This window comes from Streptomyces sp. NPDC096311, assembly GCF_044763085.1.
Taxonomy (GTDB): domain Bacteria; phylum Actinomycetota; class Actinomycetes; order Streptomycetales; family Streptomycetaceae; genus Streptomyces.
On the sequence record NZ_JBIWFN010000019.1, the window covers coordinates 173,013 to 193,466 of the forward strand.

Annotated in this window: 16 protein-coding genes and 1 pseudogene; 10 read left to right on the forward strand and 7 right to left on the reverse strand. The window is 69.8% G+C overall.

The window, feature by feature from the left end; genetic code table 11:
- Positions 1 to 259: 259 nt before the first annotated feature.
- Both ACIRA5_RS39035 and ACIRA5_RS39040 read right to left on the reverse strand, forming a co-directional pair.
- Complete coding sequence (locus tag ACIRA5_RS39035) at positions 260 to 1,018, reverse strand: PIG-L family deacetylase (RefSeq protein WP_403699171.1); 759 nt, start codon at positions 1,016 to 1,018, stop codon at positions 260 to 262.
- 152 nt (positions 1,019 to 1,170) lie between these two features.
- Positions 1,171 to 2,217, reverse strand: coding sequence for a LacI family DNA-binding transcriptional regulator (locus ACIRA5_RS39040; protein ID WP_403699173.1), 1,047 nt, complete (start codon positions 2,215 to 2,217; stop codon positions 1,171 to 1,173).
- Positions 2,218 to 2,325: 108 nt separating this feature from the next.
- Here ACIRA5_RS39040 and ACIRA5_RS39045 point away from each other — a divergent pair, with 108 nt between their 5' ends.
- From ACIRA5_RS39045 to ACIRA5_RS39055, 3 genes and pseudogenes are all read left to right on the forward strand, one after another.
- Positions 2,326 to 3,504 carry a phytanoyl-CoA dioxygenase family protein gene (locus ACIRA5_RS39045; RefSeq protein WP_403699175.1) on the forward strand — a complete coding sequence of 393 codons (1,179 nt, stop codon included), beginning with the start codon at positions 2,326 to 2,328 and terminating at the stop codon, positions 3,502 to 3,504.
- 269 nt (positions 3,505 to 3,773) lie between these two features.
- Positions 3,774 to 4,062: pseudogene (locus ACIRA5_RS39050) on the forward strand (dehydrogenase); the annotation flags it as partial.
- Positions 4,059 to 5,081, forward strand: coding sequence for a Gfo/Idh/MocA family protein (locus ACIRA5_RS39055; RefSeq protein ID WP_403699177.1), 1,023 nt, complete (start codon positions 4,059 to 4,061; stop codon positions 5,079 to 5,081). The pseudogene ACIRA5_RS39050 and the gene ACIRA5_RS39055, both read left to right, overlap by 4 nt.
- A 150-nt stretch (positions 5,082 to 5,231) precedes the next feature.
- Here ACIRA5_RS39055 and ACIRA5_RS39060 read toward each other — a convergent pair whose 3' ends face one another.
- Positions 5,232 to 6,083: a helix-turn-helix domain-containing protein gene (locus ACIRA5_RS39060; protein WP_403699179.1), complete on the reverse strand. Its 852-nt coding sequence runs from the start codon at positions 6,081 to 6,083 to the stop codon at positions 5,232 to 5,234.
- A 77-nt stretch (positions 6,084 to 6,160) separates the two neighbouring features.
- Between ACIRA5_RS39060 and ACIRA5_RS39065 the strand changes: the two genes are divergently transcribed.
- From ACIRA5_RS39065 to ACIRA5_RS39075, 3 genes are all read left to right on the forward strand, one after another.
- Entirely contained in the window at positions 6,161 to 7,018 is an 858-nt protein-coding gene (locus ACIRA5_RS39065) for an alpha/beta fold hydrolase (RefSeq protein ID WP_403699181.1), read from the forward strand.
- Complete coding sequence (locus ACIRA5_RS39070; RefSeq protein WP_403699183.1) at positions 7,019 to 8,248, forward strand: FAD-dependent monooxygenase; 1,230 nt, start codon at positions 7,019 to 7,021, stop codon at positions 8,246 to 8,248.
- A 109-nt stretch (positions 8,249 to 8,357) separates the two neighbouring features.
- Complete coding sequence (locus ACIRA5_RS39075; RefSeq protein ID WP_403699185.1) at positions 8,358 to 8,612, forward strand: hypothetical protein; 255 nt, start codon at positions 8,358 to 8,360, stop codon at positions 8,610 to 8,612.
- 91 nt (positions 8,613 to 8,703) lie between these two features.
- Here the strand turns inward: ACIRA5_RS39075 and ACIRA5_RS39080 are convergent, their stop codons facing one another.
- The 4 genes from ACIRA5_RS39080 to ACIRA5_RS39095 all read right to left on the reverse strand — a co-directional run bounded on the left by ACIRA5_RS39080 (position 8,704) and on the right by ACIRA5_RS39095 (position 13,959).
- A complete protein-coding gene (locus tag ACIRA5_RS39080; protein WP_403699187.1) occupies positions 8,704 to 10,695 on the reverse strand; it encodes a glycoside hydrolase family 127 protein in 1,992 nt (663 codons plus the stop codon).
- 82 nt (positions 10,696 to 10,777) lie between these two features.
- On the reverse strand, positions 10,778 to 11,599 hold the full coding sequence (locus tag ACIRA5_RS39085; RefSeq protein WP_403699287.1) for a carbohydrate ABC transporter permease: 822 nt from the start codon (positions 11,597 to 11,599) through the stop codon (positions 10,778 to 10,780).
- Between the two features lie 28 nt (positions 11,600 to 11,627).
- Positions 11,628 to 12,590, reverse strand: coding sequence for a carbohydrate ABC transporter permease (locus ACIRA5_RS39090; RefSeq protein ID WP_403699189.1), 963 nt, complete (start codon positions 12,588 to 12,590; stop codon positions 11,628 to 11,630).
- A gap of 52 nt (positions 12,591 to 12,642) precedes the next feature.
- Positions 12,643 to 13,959, reverse strand: a complete 1,317-nt coding sequence (locus ACIRA5_RS39095; protein WP_403699191.1) for an ABC transporter substrate-binding protein — start codon at positions 13,957 to 13,959, stop codon at positions 12,643 to 12,645.
- A 283-nt stretch (positions 13,960 to 14,242) separates the two neighbouring features.
- Between ACIRA5_RS39095 and ACIRA5_RS39100 the strand changes: the two genes are divergently transcribed.
- The 4 genes from ACIRA5_RS39100 (at position 14,243) to ACIRA5_RS39115 (ending at position 20,454) form a co-directional block, all read left to right on the forward strand.
- Positions 14,243 to 15,271: a LacI family DNA-binding transcriptional regulator gene (locus tag ACIRA5_RS39100; protein ID WP_403699193.1), complete on the forward strand. Its 1,029-nt coding sequence runs from the start codon at positions 14,243 to 14,245 to the stop codon at positions 15,269 to 15,271.
- A gap of 283 nt (positions 15,272 to 15,554) precedes the next feature.
- Complete coding sequence (locus tag ACIRA5_RS39105) at positions 15,555 to 15,716, forward strand: hypothetical protein (protein WP_403699195.1); 162 nt, start codon at positions 15,555 to 15,557, stop codon at positions 15,714 to 15,716.
- Complete coding sequence (locus ACIRA5_RS39110; RefSeq protein WP_403699197.1) at positions 15,713 to 18,964, forward strand: discoidin domain-containing protein; 3,252 nt, start codon at positions 15,713 to 15,715, stop codon at positions 18,962 to 18,964. The genes ACIRA5_RS39105 and ACIRA5_RS39110 overlap by 4 nt, the downstream gene beginning before the upstream one ends.
- Positions 18,961 to 20,454: a family 43 glycosylhydrolase gene (locus tag ACIRA5_RS39115; RefSeq protein ID WP_403699199.1), complete on the forward strand. Its 1,494-nt coding sequence runs from the start codon at positions 18,961 to 18,963 to the stop codon at positions 20,452 to 20,454. Before ACIRA5_RS39110 ends, ACIRA5_RS39115 begins: the two co-directional genes overlap by 4 nt.

Below are 20,454 nucleotides of genomic sequence, written 5' to 3' on the forward strand. Positions count from 1 at the left end.
TCTGCAGAGGACCCGTCGACACCTCCGGATGGCCGAGTGCACTCATCTCGGTGTGCGTGGTACACCCCGCAGCCAGTGCGAGTGCGGCAAGTGCGGATCCGATGACGGTCCGGGTGCGGCGGGCATGTGCGGACAAGCTGGACTCCCATGCATGGCACCTAGGGGAAACGGGCGGCCGTGAACCGTCATCATGCATCGGGAAAACAGGCGAAATCGGTCACGACCCCCGTGAACTTCGATTCGACTCAGGGACGCATGGTCAGGCGGTCAGCTCCGTCTGGGCCGGAGCCACGGTCATGGGGGCGTGGCGGATGTACCACTCGGTGGCGAACAGCCTCTCCCGTGCCTCCGGCGAAAGACCGGCGATCACCCCCGGCAGAGCTCCCCGCTCGACCTCGGAGCGGTGCGCCAGTACGGCGGCGATCTTCCGCTCCATCCAGGGGCCGACATCGACCGTCGCGGTGACCTGTTCGTCCGGAACGCTGTACACCGTCTTGCGCGCACCGATCGCGTCTCTCAGCGCCGGCACGGCCGAGTGCGGGTGCGTGGCCAGGTAGAGGGCACGCGGCTGCCAGGGGGCACCGGCATCCGGGTAGAGCTGCCCAAGCCCCGCCGCTTGGGCAGCGAGCATGGTCACCCGATGGGTGTGGACGTGGTCCGGGTGACCGGGCAGCCCGCCGTAGGCGTCATGGGTGACCATGATGTCCGGGCGGAATGCGCGGATGTGCGTCACCAACCGGCGCACCGCCTCGTCCAGCGGCGCCTCGCAGAACCGCACACAGCCCGGGGCCGACCGCGGTACACGCGCATCGGCGTAGCCGAGCATCCGCGGTGTGCCGGCGCCGAGGATCCGCAGCGCCTCGGCCAACTCCGCGGCCCGCGGGGTGTCCGCGGCCCAGGTCGCCGTGACCACCGCGGTGCGCGCGCCCGCGGCTGCATGACGGGCGAGCACCCCGCCGGCCGAGAGTGACTCGTCGTCCGGGTGCGCGAAAACCGCGAGCAGGCTCGGCACGGGCATGGGCAGACCGCCTTCCGGCGCGAAGAAGACCCGATCGTACGTCCCCCGGGGCGGCGCGCTACCGGCCTCCGGCCTGCCGCCGAGTCGCGCCGTGGGCGGCCTGGTTGAGGGCCCGTAGCGGAATCCGTGGGGCGGCGTCGGGGCTTTCGGTTTCAGTCGGCGACGGGCACGGACGGAGCACCCGGTGGCATGTTGAACGGCGTGACCACCTGGATGGCCGAGGGCAGCGAGGGTCCGTCGTCGGGGAGTGCCTTGTGGGCGCGCATGATGATCTGGCAGGCGCGACGCATGTCCTGGCGCAGGTCATGGTGGAGGACCGCGGACAGGCGGCGCTCGCGCAGCAGACGGGTGTTGTCGTGGTCGAGGTCGTGGGCGATGAACGCCTCGCACTCCCGCCCGAGCGCGTCGAAGGCGTCGAGGGTGGCGAGGTTGCCCCCGCCCACGGAGTAGACGGCGATGATGTCCTCGTCCCGCTTCAGTGCCTCCAGGACGAGATCGTGCTGGGTGGCGTCCAGGCCGTCGCTGTCGGTGACCTCCACCAGGGATCGTCTGGGGTCGGCGAGGCGCATCGCGCTGCGGAAGCCCATCTCGCGTTCCTCCTCGCCCCGGAAGGAGCCCCGGCTGATGGTGGTGAGCACGTTGCCGGGCCGCTTGCCCAGCCACTGTCCGAGGAGATAGGCGGCGGTGGCCCCGGCCGCGCGGTTGTCGATGCCGACGTACGCCAGGCGTGCGCTGTGGGGCAGGTCGGTCACCAGGGTGACGACGGGGATGCCGGCCGCGACCAGCCGACCGACCGCGGCCGCGATCTCCGGCTCGTCGGGGGCCTTGAGGATCACGCCCTGCGTACCACTCTTCGCGATCTTGTCCAGGGTGCCGATCAGCTCGGCGGGAGGGCACGTCTCCCGGAAGTGGAAGCGCGAACGTACGAGAGCGGGATGCAGAGAGGGCAGTTCGGCTTCGAGTGCGTCCCGTACCGCGGTGGAGAAGCGCTCCGGGGTCTGCATCACGATGTCGATCATGAAGGTGCGGCCACCGAGCCGGACCTGGCTCTGCTGGCGGTCCAGGTCCTTGATGGCTTCGTGCACCTCCCTGACGGTGCTCTCCGTCACGTTGCCCCGCTCATTGAGGACGCGGTCGACCGTGGCCGTACTCAGTCCGGCCTGCCGGGCGATTTCCCTGATCGGGTAGCGGTGTCGCATGACTGATCCCCAGAGCCGATGATGCATTTTTGATGTACTGACAAGCATTGAATGATGGGTTGATGGGCTCAAGACTGGCAGAAACGCACGGACTGCGAAAGGACCCGGATGTCTCCCACAGCCGCAGGAGCGCGGACTTGGCTGACCGAGGCGGACTGCGATCTCGACGCGTTCCGCTCGCTCGTGGAGCAGCGCACCGACCCCGCCGACCACCCCTCGGCCGAGCGGGTCGAACAGAACGTCCCGCTGTACGACAGCGATCGGCTCCGCTCTCTGGCGATCTCCCCGGAGGGCCGTCGGAGCGTGCAGGACGAGTTGGCCGGGGTCCTGTCGGACGGGCCGGGCATCGTGATCCTCAAGGGCGCCTTCCCGGACGCGGCCGTGGTGGACGCGGCGTCCGAGGCCTTCCGCGCACTGATCGAGAAGGAGCGTGCGAGCGGCACGGCCCGCGGCGACCACTTCGCCAAGCCCGGCGCCAACGACCGCGTCTGGAACGCCCTGGACAAGGTGGCCGTACGGGCGCCCGAGGTGTTCGCCGACTACTACGCCAACGACATCCTGGAGCTGATCGCCGAGGCCTGGCTCGGCCCCGCCTACCAGGTCACCTCACAGGTCAACGTGGTCAACCCGGGAGGCGCGGCGCAGAACGTCCACCGCGACTACCACCTCGGCTTCCTCTCCCAGGAGCGCGCCGCGGCCTACCCGGCGCATGTCCACCGGCTCTCGCCGGTGCTGACCCTGCAGGGCGCGGTGGCCCACTGCGACATGCCCGTCGAGTCCGGCCCGACCCTCTATCTGCCGCACTCGCAGAAATTCGAGCCCGGCTATCTCGCCTGGCGACTCCCGCGGTTCGTCGAGTACTTCGACGCCCACCACGTCCAACTCCCCCTGGAGAAGGGCGACGCGGTCTTCTTCAACCCGGCGCTCTTCCACGCCGCCGGGCACAACCGTTCGGCCGACATCAGGCGCATGGCCAATCTGTTGCAGATCTCCTCCGCCTTCGGCCGCGCCATGGAGTCGGTGGACCGCGAGGCGATGGCGAACGCCCTGTTCCCGGTGCTGTTGCGCCGTAAGTCCGAGGGCGTCTCGGAGGACTGGCTGCGCCGCGTGATCGCGGCCACCGCCGAGGGCTACCCCTTCCCCACCAACCTCGACCTCGACCCGCCGGTGGACGGTCTCGCCCCGCCCTCCCAGGCGGACACCGTCCGGCAGGCCGTCGCCGAGAACTGGGACCCCGAGCGGCTGCGCCAGGAGCTGCAGGCGGGCGCCAAGCGCCGCCAGAGCTGACAGCGACACGGCACTCGGGGGACTTCCCGAGGACAAGGCCGTCCTCGGAAACGGCGGGAGCCAAGGCGCTTGCGCGGGCATCGTGCGGGCCGGCGCCGGGGAAGATGCGGCCGTCGTCGGCATCGGCTCCCACCACGCCCACGGCGAGCCGCCCCGCCGGGCGCCGTACCCCGCGGCCAAGACCGCTCTCGCCGGCCTGATGCACGAACGCCACCCCTGCCCACCGCTGGGACCACATCGTCTTCAGCGGCCAGGACCGAGCCGCCCTCGGCAACCGCGGCGCGGGGCACATCCGTGCGGCGGGCGACGGCGACACGGCGTCCGCCCTGCTCACCCTGGACGACGGCACCATCGCCATCATCTACGCCCGCGGTCACGACGTGCGTCTGGAGCTGCACGGCATGAAGGACAGCATCGCGTTCACCGAAGTCGTCGCCGGCCTCCGAACCTCCCCCCTGCACGGTCGCGGACGCCATCGAGGCGAGCTCGGTCGCCGAGGCGTGCACCCTGTCCCTGCGTGAACACCGGCCCGTACGACTCGAAGAGGAGCGCAAGTGACGACGGACGAACCCCTGCGGATCGGAGTCCTGGGAGCGGCCCGGATCGCCGAGCTGTCGATCGTGCAACCGGCCCGGGCAACCGGCCACCGCCTGGTCGCGGTGGCCGCCCGCGACCGCGACCGTGCCGAGGCCTTCGCCGCCACGCACGGCGTGGAGCGGGTGGTGGACTCCTACGCCGAGCTCGTCGCCGACCCGGAGATCGAGGTCGTCTACAACCCGTTGGCCAACAGTCTCCACGGGCCGTGGAACCTGGCCGCCCTCCAGGCCGGCAAGCACGTCCTCACGGAGAAGCCGTCCGCGAGCAACACGGCGGAGGCGGCCGAGGTCCACGAGGCCGTCACCAAGGCGGGCACGGTGTTCATGGAGGGCTTCCACTACCTGTTCCACCCGGTCACCCGGCGCCTGCACGAGCTGCTGAACAGCGGGGAGTTGGGCGACCTCCGGCACGTCGAGACCATGGTCGCCATGCCCGCGCCACCGGACGACGACGTACGGTGGCAACTCCCTTTGGCGGGCGGCGCGTTGATGGACCTCGGGTGCTACAGCCTGCACGCCCAGCGCATGCTCGCGCCGTGGGCAGGCGGGGCGCCCCGGCTGGTCACCGCGCGCGGCGGGGAGAAGGCTCAGTCGGCGGGAGTCGACGAGTGGCTGGACGTCGATCTGGAGTTCCCGGGCGGCGCCACGGGCACCGCCCGCTGCCACATGGCCCACCACACATGGCAGATGAACTGCCGCGTCGTGGGCTCACGCGGCGAAGCCACGGCGGTGAACTTCGTACAGCCGCATCTGGACGACCGGGTCGTCGTCCGTACGGCCGCCGGCGAGCGCACCGAGGAACTCGGCCGCCGGTCCTCGTACACCTACCAACTCGAGGCCTTCGCCGCCCACCTGCGGCGCGGGACGCCGCCGGCACTCGACGCCGACGACGCGCTGACCACGATGCGGCTCATCGACGACTCCTACCGGGCGGCCGGGTTCCCGGTACGGCCACGTACGGTCCTGCCGGCCACGGCATGACGAAGAGCGAACGGGAGAGGGCGGTGCGGTCCGGTACCGCCCTCTCCCCTTCCCTGTGCGGCCCCCGCTAGAAGGCGGGCCGTTCGATCAACTCGGCCTCCACACGTCGCCCCTCCCGCTGGGAGAGCACGCAAGTGGCCGCCGTGACGTTCAGACGTGGGGCTTGTCGGGTGTTCCGCCGTTGGGCCATGCGATGTCGTCAACGGCGAGAAACAGCTCGCCGGCCACGGTCGCGGGGGTTGCCCCGGTGAACGCCATGACGTCACGGTGCAGGTGGGACTGGTCGGCGTAGCCGGTTTCGGCCGCGACTCGGGCCGCGCCTTCACCCGCGACCAGGCGGTGGGCGGCATGGTCGAAGCGGGCCAGCCTCACGGCGCGCTTGGGTGGCAGGCCGAGCTGCGACCGGAACCGGGACCACAGCCGCTTACGGCTCCATCCGACCTCGGCCGCGAGTCCGTCGACCCGGGCCAGGCCACGGCTGCCGATGATCCGGTGCCAGGCCCAGGCCACCTCCGGTTCTACCGGCGGCCCCGCCTCATACCGGCGGGCGAGCAGCGCGTCCGTCAACGCGAAGCGATCCTGCCACGACGGGACATTGCCCAGTTGTTCGCGAATCCGGGACGCCTCCCGGCCCCACAGGTCGCCCAAGGACACGACGGCGCCGTCGAGGTCGGCGGGCGAAGCGCCCAGAACCGCGCGGGCGATCACCGGGGACAGGCGCACCTGCACGCACTCGACGTTCTCTCCTCGCGCTCGGACCGCGCCTCCGGACCCGAGCCCGGGCCCGGCGACCATGCTTCCCCGCTGCTGCCCGGCGGCACAGTCGAGGACGGGCGAGCCGGCGCCGAACTCCAGGAGCAGGGTCACGGCCGGGTGCGGGACCATCCGGAGCGCGTCCAGCTCACGGACACGGAACCCGGCCATGGTGACACCGGCCACCCGGCTGGGACGCAGCGGGCATGCGACGTCCCACAACGCCGCACCGTGCATGAAAGTCCGCACCCGCCCATGCTACGTGAGCCGACTGAGGGGAACATTTGTCCAATCCGCCGGTGGATCCCGGCGGCGACAGTGGGCGCATGACTGTTTCTGACGACGGACCGCACATGACGGGCGGCGCCGAGGCCACCGAGGGTCCGACCCTGTCCCTGGACGACGGCGACATCCACGTGTGCCAGGACGGCCCCCGCGACGCCCCCGCACTGCTGCTCATCCACGGGACCGCATCCTCGACCCGTTCGTGGAATCCGTTGGTCGCGCTGCTGACGGGATCTCACCGCGTCATCCGGATCGACCTGCTCGGGCACGGCCGGTCGGCCAAACCGGCCGACCGCAGCTACGCGCTCCCGGACCAGGCACGCCGGGCCGGAGCGGCACTGGACCGGCTCGGCGTCGAGCACGCCGTGGTCGTCGGTCATTCCAGCGGCGGCGTGGTCGCCACCGCCCTCGCCGAACAGCGACCCGACGTTGTGACCGCGCTCGCGCTCATCAACACCGGACCCGGCCTGGAGGCCTTCATCGCACCGCAGTCCGCCGCAGTCGGACTCGCGCAGTGGCCGCCGACCGACGAACAGATCCGCCGGTTCGCGAGCACCGGTTTCAGCCGAGCGGGCTACCAGATCCCACCAGAACTCCTGGACGATGTGCGCGGTATGACCCACCACACGCTCACCGCAACGATGCAGGCCACCCGCGACTACCTGGAGCAGCAGGCACTCCCGGACCGGCTGGCGGCCCTCGGCAAGCCGCTGCTGGTGATCTTCGGCGAGGAAGACCGCAGGTGGCGATCCGCATCCGCCGCCGACTACCACGCTGTTCCGGGCGCGACAGTCGAGTTGCTGCCCGGTCTCGGACACTCACCCATACTCGAGGATCCCCCACGGACCGCCATCCCCCTGCTGGCCTTCACCACGGTCCACGCCGTACGGGAGGACTGAATGACAAGGAGGGGTGCCCTGCGGATTCTCGTCTCCGGCGCCGGCGTCGCCGGTCCGGTGCTGGCGTACTGGCTCACCAGGCACGGATTTTCCGTCACCGTCGTCGAGCGCGCGCCGACTGCGCGCAAGACCGGCGGCCACGCGGTCGACCTGTTCCGGCCCGCGATGAACATCTCGGAGAAGATGGGCGTGCTCCCGCGCATCGAGGCGCGGGCCACCGGCACCCACCGGATGACTGTCCATCGGGAGAGCGCACGGCGTCCCGTCCGGGTGGACCTCTCCAAGATCTTCAGTGCCACCTCCGACCGGCACGTAGAGATCATGCGCGACGACCTGATCGAGATCTACTACGACGCCGCGCGCGACGACGTCGAGTACGTCTTCGGCGACTCGATCACCGCGATCTCGCCCGACGGCGAGGTGCGGTTCGAGAACGCGGCGCCGCGCCGCTTCGACCTCGTCGTCGGCGCGGATGGGCTGCACTCCAACGTGCGCCGCCTCGCCTTCGGCGACGAGTCCCGCTTCAGTGCCTTCATCGGGGCCTATTTCGGGGTCCTGTCCCTGCCGAACGTCTCCGGGCTCGACGGCGAGCTCCTCATGCACGTCGGCGTCGGCCGCACTGCCGGCATGTACGGCACGCGGCACCTCGGCGACGCACGGGCGTTGTTCCTGTTCCGGAGCGAGCGCGAGCTCGCCTACCACCATCAAGACGTGCCCCGGCAGAAGGAGTTGCTGCGCAATGCGTTCGACGGCATGCACCCTGACGTGGACTGCTGGCTGAACGAGCTCGACCGCACCCCGGCGTTCTACTTCGACTCCATCACCCAGCTCCGCATGGACACCTGGTCGCAGGGGAGAGTGACGCTCGTCGGCGACGCGGGCTACTGCCCCGGCCCGGCCGTCGGCGGCAGCACCAGCCTGGCCGTCGTCGGCGCGTACGTCCTCGCCGGAGAGCTGGCACGGGCGGGCGGCGACCACGAACGCGCCTTCCCCGCCTACGAGCGCGCGATGGCGGAGCATGTGCGCGGCAGCCGCTCGGCCGCGCTCAGCGCGGCGAAGACCCTGATCCCCACCTCACGTCTCGGCGTGCAGGGACTGGCCCAGGGCGCCCGCCTGATCTCCGCTCTGCCCGCGGGGCCCAGCCGCGCCCTCCTCCGCCTCACCACCAAGACCGCACGCCTCCACAACTCCATGGCCATCGACGACTACCCGCCGTCGCCTACCACTTGAGGCGGTCCGAACGCCCCCGAGGTGGTTACGGCGAGGGGGCGCTCCGGCCCCGGCAGGCTCATGGCAGCCGAGACCAAGCGCTTCGCGTCGATCAACTTGGCGTACGCGCGTGCCTCGACCGCCCGGCAGTCCCGGGACGCACAGCTCGACTCCCTCACCGAAGCCGGGGTCGCTCACCGCGCTGGCCGCCATGTCCGGCATGGAGCGTGAGCAGATCCGCGACCGCACCCTCGAAGGCCACGAGTCCGCCCGCAAGCGCGGCAAGACCATCGGCGGCGCGGGCGTCACCGACGAGACTGCGGTGCGGTCAGAAGACGGTGCGGCGCTGGCTGCACCGCCTCAACTTCAGGTACCGACGAACTGAGGTCATCTCTCGGTTCCCTCCGTCGGCAGCTGTGACTCGCTCCCTGGCGGATGCCGAAATCACCCTTCCCCGTCGGCACTGGGCGATTCCGTCAGTCCGACTGGATGAATCCGCTTACTCGGGGCTGACGACCGTCATTCGGCAGGACTGCGGTGGCACGGTCCGGTTCCACGGCCGGCAGCCACACCCGCACCGTCGAAGGCCCGCGGTTCGCCCAGGCGTGGTAGGGGACCAGGACGATCCCCGTGCGGTCGGCGGACGGCGCGGTGGCGGTCGCGTCGAGCGGCCGGTACGGCCAGGTCTCCTCGCGCTGTGCGTCGTACGCGGTGATCTGCCCAGCGGTGACCACCGTGCCGTCCGGCCCGTCCTCCGGCGCGACGGACGGGTCCACGCCGATCACGTCGACGTCGTGTCCGTCCGGCAGGTCCACGGACTCGGCGCAGTACACCAGCGGCCCGCGCTGGACGGCCACCGTGCCCCGGACGGCGTCGACGCGCGGGTCGGCCTGGATCCAGCGCGGCCGTACGGGCAGTTCGAGCCGGATCTCGTCACCGGGCCGGAAGGCGCGGGTCACCTCGGTCATGCCCGCAGGCACGGCACGGCGGGTCCCGTCCGGGTCGACCAGCCATGCCGTGGCGCCCGCCGTCCACGCGGGGACGCGCAGCGACACGGTCCACGGGCGGTCCGACGACGACCGGTCGATGCGCACGGTCACCGTTCCGCCCGACGGATAGTCGGTACGGACGCGCAGCGCGACCCCGTGGCCGCCTTCGAGAGAGGTGGCGATCTCCGCGTCGGCGTACTGGTGCAGCTGCACGCCGTGGTCGTCGGCCGTCGCGAGGTACGCGGGCAGCTGGGCCAGCGTCCGCGCCACATTGGTCGGACAGCAGGACACCGCGAACCAGGGCGCGCGCAGGCTCGACTCGGCGCGCGGGCTCACCGCGTCCACGGCGGGCACGGCGCCCCGGTGGCGTCGGTGCAGGGTGTTGGCGTAGAAGAAGGCCCGGCCGTCCTCCGCCGGGGACGTCGCGACCACGTTGAGCAGGGTCCGCTCGGCGAGGTCGGCGAAACGCGGCTCGCCGGTGGCCAGCAGCAGCCGCCAACTGAGCATCACGGAGGCGACGCCGGCGCAGGTCTCCGAGTAGGCGCGGTCCGGTGGGAGGACGAAGTCGTCGCCGAAGGACTCGTCCCGGTGGTGCGAGCCCATGCCGCCCGTCAGATAGGTCCGTCGGGCGACCGTCGCCTCCCACTGCCGTACGACCGCGTCGAGCAGGTCGTCGTCCCCTGTCTCCACGGCCACGTCGACGGCGCCGGCCGCGAGGTAGAGGGCGCGGACGGCGTGGCCGCGCAGCACCGTGGCCTGTCGTACGGGAATGTCGTCCTGGTAGTAGGCGCGGCCGAACTCGCTGTCGGCGAGCGTGCCGTGGCCACGGCGGTCGATGAAGAGCGCGGCCTGGTCGAGATAGCGTTCTTCACCCGTCAGCCTGGCCAGTTCCACCAGGGCGGTCTCGATCTCGGGGTGGCCGCAGACGCCCTCGATGCCGCCCCGCCCGAAGGATGCGCAGACGTGGTCGGCGGCCCGTCGGGCGATCTTCGTCAGCTCGCCCTCTCCCCTGGCCCGGGCCTGCGCCACGCCCGCCTGGATCAAGAACCCGTGGCAGTAGAGCTCGTGTCCCCATTCGAGGTCGCTGTAGCGGGGCTGCTGTCCGGGGTGGCCGAAGGCGGTGTTCAGGTAGCCGTCCGGTTCCTGGGCCGGTGCGACGGCCTCGGTGAGTGCGGCGATGTCCGCATCGAGCGTGCCCGCGGCGCCGCCCTGCCAGGCCATGGCTTCCAGGAGTTTGTACAGCTCGGAGTCGGCGAACTCCCGGCCGCGCCGGTCGCGCTGGAGGCGGCCCTGTGCGGCGGCCCGGAAGTTGCCGGTCCAGCCGACGCGTTCCATCCAGTCGCGGCAGTGGCCGAGGGTGGCGCTCTCGTTGGTGTGCCGGCGACGGGCCCAGAATCCCCCGGTGATCCTGACCTCGTCGAGACCGAGCGGTCGCAGCCTGCCGCGGGTGGGCGCCACCGGCAGGACGAGTGACCCCACTGTGTTCTCCTTCACCACTTCATGCCTTCAGTTCGTCCCTTCGGTTGTCCGGTCAAGTCGTCCGCGCGTCGGGTATCGGCCATCAGCCCTTGAGTGCACCGGACATGAAGCCCCGTACGTAGTGCCGTTGCAGCAGCAGGAAGAGGAGGAGGCAGGGTACGGCGAGGACCACCACGCCCGCCTCGGTGGCGCCGTAGTCGACGGCGCCCATGCTCTGCTGCCGCAGGTTCGCGACGGCCAGGGGCAGCGGCGCCTTCGCGCTGTCGGAGATGAGGATCAGCGGTGCGATGAAGTCGTTCCAGGCCGCGAGGAACGCGAAGAGACCGACAGTGATCAGTCCCGGTCGCACCGCCGGGAGGAGGACCCGCCGCAGCGCGCCCGCCGTGCCGCAGCCGTCGACCAGCGCCGACTCCTCCAGTTCGCGCGGCACCGCCTCGAAGGAGATCCGCATCATGAAGGTGGCGAACGGCAGTTGGAACATGGCGAGCACGAGGCTCAGCCCGATCAGCGAGTTCTGCAGGTGGAGTCTGCCGAGCAGCACGTAGAGAGGGATGAGGAGGGTGGCGTAGGGGACCATGAGGATGGCCAGGGTCACCAGGAACAGCAGGTTCTTGCCGGGGAAGTCGAAGCGGGCGAAGGCGTAGCCGCCCAGCAGCGACACTCCGAGGGTCAGGGCGACGGTCAGCGCGGAGACGACGACGCTGTTGAGGAGGTAGCGCCACAGGCCCGCGTCGTAGTCGAGCAGCGTCCGGTAGTTGCCGAGGCCGTGACCGGACTCCTGTGCGGTGCCGGGCTGTCCGCTGACGGAGGCCCAGGCGTTCCACAGCAGCGGAAAGAGGAAGACGACGGCCAGACCGCCGGCGACGACATAGTGGGGCGTCCGGCCGAGGGCGCGGGTCAGCACCATGGTGTCCCTTCCCATGAGCTGCGGCTCATGACTCGTCGGCGCGGCGCAGACCGCGGAACTGGAGGGCGTTGAGCAGGAGCAGGACGGCAAGGACGGTGATCGACAGGGCCGCCGCGGTGCCCAGGTTCAGCCGCTGGAAGGCCTCGCGGTAGATCAACTGGACGACGGTGACAGTGCTGTTGTCCGGTCCGCCCTTGGTGAGGATGAAGAACTGGTCGAAGGCGAGCAGCGATCCGGTCACGCACAGCAGCAGGGTCAGGGCGAGGGAGGGCCGCAACAGCGGCAGCGTGATGGAGCGGAAGATCTGGCCGCGGCTCGCGCCGTCCATGCGGGCGGCCTCGAACACCTCCTGGGGGATGCGCTGGAGGCCCACGAGGAGGATCAGCATGTAGAAGCCGGCGAACTTCCAGACGATGAGGAAGACCGTCGACAGCAGGGCGGAGGTCGGTGTGCCGAGGAAGGACACCGGGTCGTCGACGAGGCCGAGTTTTTCCAGGATGCGGCTGAGCGGGCCGGTGGTCGGGCTGTACAGGCCCCAGAACAGCAGGGACGCCGAGGCCAGTCCCAGGGCACCGGGCAGGAAGTAGACCGTGCGGAAGAAGCCCGCTCCGGGCCGGGCCTCCTGCACCAGCAGGGCGAGGAGGAGGGCGAGGCCGAGGAGTACGACGGTGACGATCACGGTGTAGAGGAGGGTGAAGCGGACCGCGGGCCAGAACAGGGTGCTGTCGGTCGCGTCGGTGTAGTTCCCGGGGGCGTTGAGGCCCCGGTCGCCGGCGAGGAGCGGCCAGTCGCTGAGCGACATCTGCCCGACGAGCAGCAGCGGCAGCAGGAAGAACACCGTGACGAACACGGCCGTGGGGGCGGCGTAGGCGAGGCCCTTCACTTTGCGGGACCGCCACCAAGGCGGGGTGGCGCGGGACGGACGGACCCGGCGTTCCGGCCGGGTCCGGGGTTCGGCCGCCGCCGGGTCGGCTGCCTTCACCTGCATGACGCTCCTCTGCCGTGGGACGTGGGAGGGGTGCTGCGGGAGCCGGTGCCGTTCAGTCGGCCAGTGAGGCGCTGACCGCTTTGTTGTCCTTGTCGACGGACGATCCGTCGCCGAACACGGCGTCGCGCATCAGGGTCAGCCAGGGCCCGTTGGGGTCGTTGAAGGTCTGGCCGAACTTCAGGGCGTACGGGGTATGGCCGTCGGCCACGAGTTCGTTGATCGTCACCAGTCGCGGGTCCGCCTTGGAGTACTTGTTGGACGCGAGGTCGGTGCGCGCCACCACGTCCTTGTGCGCGGCGACCACGTCGACCTGCGCCTTGTCTCCCAGTGACCAGGCGAGGAAGTTCCAGGCCTGGTCGGCCGACCTGCTGGTGGCGGAGATGCCGATGGCGTCACCGCCGACGAAGGTGGACTTGCCGCCGTCGGGTCCGGGGATGGGCGCGACGCCGAGGTCGAGGTTCTTGGGCATCAGCCCCAGAGTGGTCGACGGCATGGGCATGACGCCGACCTTGCCCTTGGGGAAGACCCCGGTCCAGGTCGTGCCCGTCTCCTCGCGTGCGCCGGGAGCCACGATGCCGTCCTTCACCCACCCGCGGTAGGTGTCGTAGACCTTCTTGGCGGTGGCGGAGCCGAGTGTCGCCTCGGTGCCGTCCTTGTTGAGCACCTCGTCCCCCGCGGCCCAGATGGACGGCCACCAGGTGAAGACGCCGCAGCCGCCGCAGTTGCCGCCGAAGAAGGTGCCGTTGACGCCGCCGCCCAGTGCGTCCACGGCCCGGGCCTGCCGGTCCCACTCGCTCAGGCTGGTGGGCGGCTTGTCGGGGTCGAGCTTGGCCTTGCGGTAGAGGTCCTTGTTGTAGAAGAGCACCGACAGGTCGAGGGTGTGCGGTACGACGTACTTCTTGCCCTCGTACGTGCCGGCCTTGATGTGCGACTGGGCGAGGTACTTGGCGAAGGGCAGGGCGTCGATGCGTTCGGTGAGGTCGGCGAACAGCCCGCTGGAGGTGTAGTTCGGGACGAACACCACGTCGGAGGCGAAGAGGTCGGGCAGGTCCTTGGACCCGGCTGCCGCACCGACCTTGGCCTGGTAGTCGTCGGTGGGGACGACGGTCAGCTCGATCTTGTTCTTGTGGCTCGCGTTGTACGCCTTGACCAGCGCCTCGCTCTGCGGCCGGGTCGCCGCACGCGTCCACATCGTCAGCTTCGCACCGTCGTCGACGCCGTCGGCGCCCGCTGCCCCTTTTCCTCCCCCACCGCCCGAGCCCCCGTCCCCCGACCCGCACGCCGTGGCCAGACTCGCCGCGGCGAGCAGGGCGACGACGCCGGTGACCAGGCGGCGTACACGTCCACGTGGTCCGACCGTGCTGCCCATGTTCGCTCCCCCTCTTGTCGCGGCAGGCCGTGCGCGGCCTGCCGTCGGTGCGATGGATGCCGATGGCTCTGGTGGCGCTGGACGGTGCGGCGGAAAAGGGCCGAAAAGGTTTTCTGGAACGCTAGAACTCGACCTGGGGCTCGTCAATCCCCTTGCAGCGAGCGACTGTTGATGGATCATCGCAAGGCAGAAGGATCCACCTCCGAAACCTTTCGCGTACTGTTTTTGCGACCGACGTGTCAGCCTCGACGGCCCCGGCACGCGACACGGGACAGGAGCACCCATGGCACAGGCCACCGACCCCTCTCGTTCGGGGCCCGCCACCCTCAGCGACGTCGCCCGGTTGGCAGGCGTGTCCATCGCCACCGCGTCCAAGGCGCTCAACGGCCGCAGCCAGGTGCGCGCCGAGACCCGACAGCGGGTGATCGACGCGGCCGAGCGGCTGTCGTTCCGGCCCAACCAGCTTGCCCGCGGGCTGCTCGCCGGGCGCACCGGCACCGTCGGTCTGCTCACCAGCGACCTGGAGGGCCGCTTCAGCATCCCGATCCTGATGGGCGCCGAGGACGCCTTCGGAGCGGGTGAGGTCGCGGTCTTCCTCTGCGATGCCCGAGGCGACGCGATCCGCGAGCAGCACCACGTCCGCGCGCTGCTGGGCCGCCGGGTCGACGGCCTCATCGTGGTGGGCAGCCGGACCGACCCGCGCCCGTCCCTGGGGCGCGAGTTGCCCGTCCCGGTCGTGTACGCCTACGCGCCGTCGGAGGATCCGGCGGATCTGTCCATCGTCCCCGACAGCGTGGGCGCCGGGCGGATCGCCGTGGACCATCTGCTCGCCTGCGGCCGCAGCCGGATCGCGCACATCACCGGCGACCCCGGGTATCTCGCGGCGCAGGAGCGGGCCGAGGGCGCCCGGTCCGCGCTCGCCGACGCCGGCCTCGCGCTGGTCGGCGAACCACGGTTCGGGGTGTGGTCGGAGGGCTGGGGACGGGCGGCCACCGGGATGCTGCTCGACCGGCACCCGGACGTCGACGCGGTCCTGTGCGGCAGCGACCAGATCGCCCGCGGCGTCACGGAGGTACTGCGTGAACGGGGCCGCCGGGTGCCGGAGGACGTGGCGGTCATGGGCTTCGACAACTGGCAGATCCTCACCTCCGCCTCCCGCCCACCGCTGACCAGCGTCGACATGAACCTCGAACAGGTCGGACGGGCGGCCGCGCGCGCCCTGTTCAGCGCGATCGCCGGGGCCCGGCGCTCGGGCGTCGAGACCCTGCCCTGCCGCGTGGTGATCAGGGGGTCCACCGTGCCGCTGTCCTGATCCCCGCGGCCGGCATCCTGGGGGCCTCTCTTGACACTTCCAGGGACCGCACTTACGTTGCGAAAACCTTTTAGGTCCGTTTCAGCACCTCTCGGGGAACCGGGGGAACACTCCCCCGGCCGGTCCGGGGAACACTCCCTTACCGGTCCCCTCCCTCGCACTTCAGCGCTTCCACGTGCACAGCTTTATGTCATGAGCACTACATGAGCGACGGCAGCCGATGCCCCGTCACCATGCGCGCCCGGGTGCAGACGCTTGCTGTCGACGGGACAGGGAGCATCCGATGAGAAGACGACGGACGGCGGTCCCCTGCGGGGCCGACAGCGCGTCCCACCGGTACGACGCCGGCGCACGAGCCGACGGCAGCACGACCCGGCTCCGGCCCGACGCGGCCGCGAAGCCCGATCCCTTGTCGGGCATCCAGGAACGGCAGGCCCTCAGATGAAGCGCCTCCTCCTCGCGCTGATGCTCATCGTCTGCTCCGTCCTCACCGCGACCCCGGCCCACGCGGCGCAGACCATCGGGTTCCCCACCTTCAGCGGGCCCGCGATCCCCTCCCCGCCCGTCGGCTACACACCGGGCGACATGATGCGGAGCATCTACGACGCGGAGAGCTCGGGAACCGATTTCTGGATGGACCGCCTGCTGGCCCGCTCCGGCGACGACCCGTCCGGGCCCTGGCTGATGAGCCGTGGCCGCGCCGTCTTCATGAAGGAACACGACCCCTCCAAGCTCGGGTTCGCCGGCAAGGTCGCCTACTGGGAGAGCATCAACGACAACAGCGCCTACACCGTCGCGATCACCCCGGGCACCTTCACCGAGCAGGTCTCCCAGCGCTGGCAGGCCCCCAGCTACTGGAAGAGCGTGCACACCAGCGGCTCGGTCACGGTCAACCAGACCAAGTTCATCACCGACAACAACGTCGCCGTGACCAACCTGTCCATCAAGAACAACGGATCGAGCTCCACCACACTGCAGTTACGGGCGACCTCCCCGTACGCCACCACGGGCACCGGCAGCGAACTGACCGGGCAGGTGAACGCCTACAACAACCTCACGACCATCCGCCTGCGGCTCACCGGCGACGGCTTCGCCGTCTCCAGCGGCGGCCTCAACCGGTCGGTGACGATCGCGGCCGGAGCCACCGTGACCACCAAGGTGGTCATGGGCTTCGTCACCGACGAGATCCCCGAGTCCCTCACGGAGTACAACGCCTACGCGGGCTACTCCCCCGCGACGGCGTTCGCGACCCACGTGAGGGCCTACAACCTGTGGTGGGCGCAGAACGTGCCCTACATCGACGTGCCCGAGCCCGCGATCAAGAAGAGCATCTACTACCGCTGGTGGCTGATGCGCTTCAACAGCCTCGACGCCGACATCCCCGGGCAGACCTTCCAGTTCCCGACCTCCACCGAGGGCGTCCTCGGCTACAACAACGCCATCGCGCTCACCCAGCCCATGCACATCGACGACCTGAAATACCTGCGCAACCCGGCCTACGCGTACGGGGACTGGCTGAACGTCGGCCAGGTCTCCAAGAACGGCCGCTTCCTCGACAACCCCGGTGACCCGGAGAACTGGTCCAACAGCTACACCCAGTACATCGCCGAGGCGGCCTGGAAGAGCTACCAGATCCACGGCGGCCAGCCGGCCATCGCCGGCAACCTGGCCCACTACGCGGAGGGCGACGTCAAGGGCCAACTCGCCTACTACGACCATGACAACAACAAGCTCATCGAGTACGACTGGGGCGCCCTGACCGGCAACGACGCCGACGCGGTCTCCTTCCACTGGAAGCCCGGCACCATGGACCGCGCCGAGTCCGCCTACCAGTACAGCGGCGCGCTCGCCGCCGCCCAGGCCTACGAGGCGACCGGCAACACGGCCAAGGCCACCGAGATGCGCACGCTCGCGACACAGATCAAGGACGCGATCGTCAACGTGCTGTGGAACCCGAACAGGCAACTGTTCGAACACCGGCTCAAGTCGACCAACGAATGGGTGCCCTGGAAGGAGATCAACAACTACTACCCGTTCTCGGTCGGAGCCGTCCCCAACACCGCGACCTACAAGCAGGCCCTCCGCCTGTTCGACGACCCGGCCCAATATCCCGTCTTCCCCTTCTACACAGCCAACCAGGTCGACAAGAAAGCGGCGGCCGACGCCGGGAGCCCGGGCTCGAACAACTTCTCCACCATCAACTCCACCGTCCAGTTCCGGCTGTACTCCTCAGTGCTGCGGAACTATCCCAACTCCTGGATGAACGCTACCGACTACAAGAAGCTGCTCTACTGGAACGCCTGGGCGCAGTACGTCGGCGGCAACACCCAGTGGCCCGACGCCAACGAGTTCTGGGCCGACTGGAACGGCAGCAGCATCGATTACCGCTCCTGGATCCACCACAACATCCTGGGCAGCAGCAACTGGACCGTGATCGAGGACGTCGCCGGCCTGCGACCCCGTAACGACGCCAAGGTCGAACTCTCCCCGATCGACATCGGCTGGGACCACTTCACCATCAACAACCTCCGCTACCGGGGCGCCGACCTGTCCATCGTCTGGGACGATCCGGCCGACGGCGTGGTGCGCTACCCGGGCGTCCCGGAGGGGTACTCGATCTACGTCAACGGCAACCGGGTCGCCACCGTCAACGCGCTGGTGCCCTTCACCTGGGATCCGGCCACCGGTGACGTCACCACGAGCGGCACGGTCACCCAGCACACGGCCGTCCCCGGTCTCAAGGCCCCCAACCAGGTCGTCCAGGACAGCCCCCGGCTGGTCGACATGTTCGCCAAGGCCGGCGTCGACCTGACCGCCGACCTGACCAACCTCGCCGCCGGAGCGACGGCGACCGCCTCGTACACCGACTCCGGCAGCACCGTCGCCGGCGCGGTCGACGGCTATCCCACCAACGATCCGTTCTGGGGCGCCGGCGGCTCCGCCAACACCCAGGACTGGTACGAGCTGAACCTGGGCACCGCCCGCACGTTCAACGAGGTGCGCCTGTACTTCAAGGACAGCCGCCCGGCGAGCACCACCTACCGGGCCCCGTCCGCGTACAGCATCCAGTACTACAACGGCGGTACGTGGGTGAACGTGCCCGGCCAGACCAAGAGCCCGGCAGCGCCGCGGGCCAACTACAACCTGGTGCAGTTCCCCGCGGTCGACGCCCAACGCGTAAGAGTCCTGGCCACCAACGCCTCCGGGGCCAAGACGGGCCTCACCGAAGTGAAGATCTTCAACCGGGGCGGCGTGCAGCCACCGGCCAACCTCGCGACGTCCGCGACGGCGTCCGCGTCCTACACCTCCTCCTGGGAGAGCGTCAACGCGGTCAACGACGGCATCGACCCGCCCTCGTCCAACGACACCGTGAACCCTCGGTGGGGCACCTGGCCCGAGACCGGACAGCAATGGGCCGAACTGACCTGGCCGTCGGCCAAGACCATCAACAAGGCCGACGTGTACTTCTTCGACGACGACCAGGGCATCGACATGCCCGCCTCGTGGAAGCTCCAGTACTGGAACGGCAGCGCCTACGCCGACGTACCCGGGGCGAGCGGCTACCCCCTGGCCAAGAACCAGTACAACACCGTCACGTTCACGGCGACCAACACCACGCGCCTGCGGGTGCTGCTCACCGGCAACGGCACCAACTCCGTCGGACTCCTCGAGACAAAGGTGTACGGACCGTGACTCGTTCCAGATGCCTGTCCGCACTCGTCGCCCTGCTCACCATCGCGGTCGCCTTCCTCGTGGCGCCGCCCGCATCCGCCGCCGTCGCCTTCACCACGACGGGGGTGAACCAGAACGGCGGCAACTGCCTTGACCTTCCGGGCGGTTCGTCGACCAACGGGACACAGCTGCGCGCCTTCACGTGCAGCTCCGGCGCGAACCAGAACTTCGGCTACACCCTGGTCTCCGGGACGAGTGACACGTACACGATCACCACCCAGTCCGGTCAGTGCGTCGACGTCTACGGCGCGTCGACGGCGGACAACGCCGCGCTCATCCAGTGGCCCTGTCACGGCGGGACGAACCAGCAGTGGCGGCTCACACCGGTGTCGGTGAGCGGCACCGACAAGACCTTCCACCTGGTCTCCGTCAGCTCCGGTAAATGCGTGACGCCGAGCGGCGGTTCGTCGGCCTCGAACACCAACCTGGTGCAGTTGCCGTGCGCCACCGCGAACGGCAGGGTGTGGCGGCTGCCCGGCTTCACCGGCGGCTCCACGAGCCCGCACACCTTCACCAACCCGCTCTCCCAGCACGGGCCCGACCCCTGGCTGACGTACTACGACGGGTACTACTACCTCGCCACCACCACCTGGAACTCGACGATCACCATGCGCAAGGCCAGTACCCTCGCGGGGCTCGCCACCGCCACCGACCAGGTGATCTTCAACCTCACCCGGCCCAACGGCGCCGGCACGATGTGGGCCCCCGAGTTCCACCTGCTCGACGGCCCCAACGGAAAGCGGTGGTACTTCTACTACACGGCCGGACGGGAGCCGTACGACCTGGGCACCCAGCGGATCCATGTGCTGGAGAGCGCCGGCCTGGACCCGATGGGGCCCTACACCTTCAAGGCCGACCTGCTCGACCCGACCCAGGACAACACCTGGGAGCTGGACCCGAGCATTCTGCAACTGGACGGCAAGCTCTACCTCCTCGGCACCTTCTACAACGGCTCGCAGCCGATGTTCATCCGGCCGCTCTCCAACCCGTGGACCGCCGGCGGCACCCGGCGGGTGCTGTCCAGCCCCACCTATAGTTGGGAGACGGTGGGCGGCGCGGTCAACGAGGGCGCCGAGGTGCTCCAGCGGGGCGGCAAGACCTTCATCGTCTACTCCGCGAGCCACTGCTCCACGCCCGACTACAAGCTCGGCATGCTCACCTACAACGGCGGTGACCCGCTCAGCTCCTCCTCCTGGGTCAAGTCGCCGAACCCGGTCTTCCAGCGGTCCAACGCCAACGGCGTGTACGGGCCCGGCCACAACGGCTTCTTCAAGTCGCCCGACGGGACCGAGGACTGGATGGTCTACCACGCCAACAGTTCCGCGAGCGGCGGCTGCGACATGAACCGCAGCACCCGAGCGCAGAAGTTCACCTGGAACGCCGACGGCACACCGAACTTCGGCACGCCGGTCGCCCTCGGCACCACACTGCCCGCACCGTCAGGGGAGTAG

Coding starts and splice junctions, on each gene's coding strand:
- ACIRA5_RS39065 (WP_403699181.1), top strand. CDS start 6,161: ATGACTGTTTCTGACGACGGACCGCACATGACGGGCGGCGCCGAGGCC.
- ACIRA5_RS39045 (WP_403699175.1), top strand. CDS start 2,326: ATGTCTCCCACAGCCGCAGGAGCGCGGACTTGGCTGACCGAGGCGGAC.
- ACIRA5_RS39105 (WP_403699195.1), top strand. CDS start 15,555: ATGAGAAGACGACGGACGGCGGTCCCCTGCGGGGCCGACAGCGCGTCC.
- ACIRA5_RS39035 (WP_403699171.1), bottom strand. CDS start 1,018: ATGCCCGTGCCGAGCCTGCTCGCGGTTTTCGCGCACCCGGACGACGAG.
- ACIRA5_RS39070 (WP_403699183.1), top strand. CDS start 7,019: ATGACAAGGAGGGGTGCCCTGCGGATTCTCGTCTCCGGCGCCGGCGTC.
- ACIRA5_RS39100 (WP_403699193.1), top strand. CDS start 14,243: ATGGCACAGGCCACCGACCCCTCTCGTTCGGGGCCCGCCACCCTCAGC.
- ACIRA5_RS39040 (WP_403699173.1), bottom strand. CDS start 2,217: ATGCGACACCGCTACCCGATCAGGGAAATCGCCCGGCAGGCCGGACTG.
- ACIRA5_RS39095 (WP_403699191.1), bottom strand. CDS start 13,959: ATGGGCAGCACGGTCGGACCACGTGGACGTGTACGCCGCCTGGTCACC.
- ACIRA5_RS39110 (WP_403699197.1), top strand. CDS start 15,713: ATGAAGCGCCTCCTCCTCGCGCTGATGCTCATCGTCTGCTCCGTCCTC.
- ACIRA5_RS39090 (WP_403699189.1), bottom strand. CDS start 12,590: ATGCAGGTGAAGGCAGCCGACCCGGCGGCGGCCGAACCCCGGACCCGG.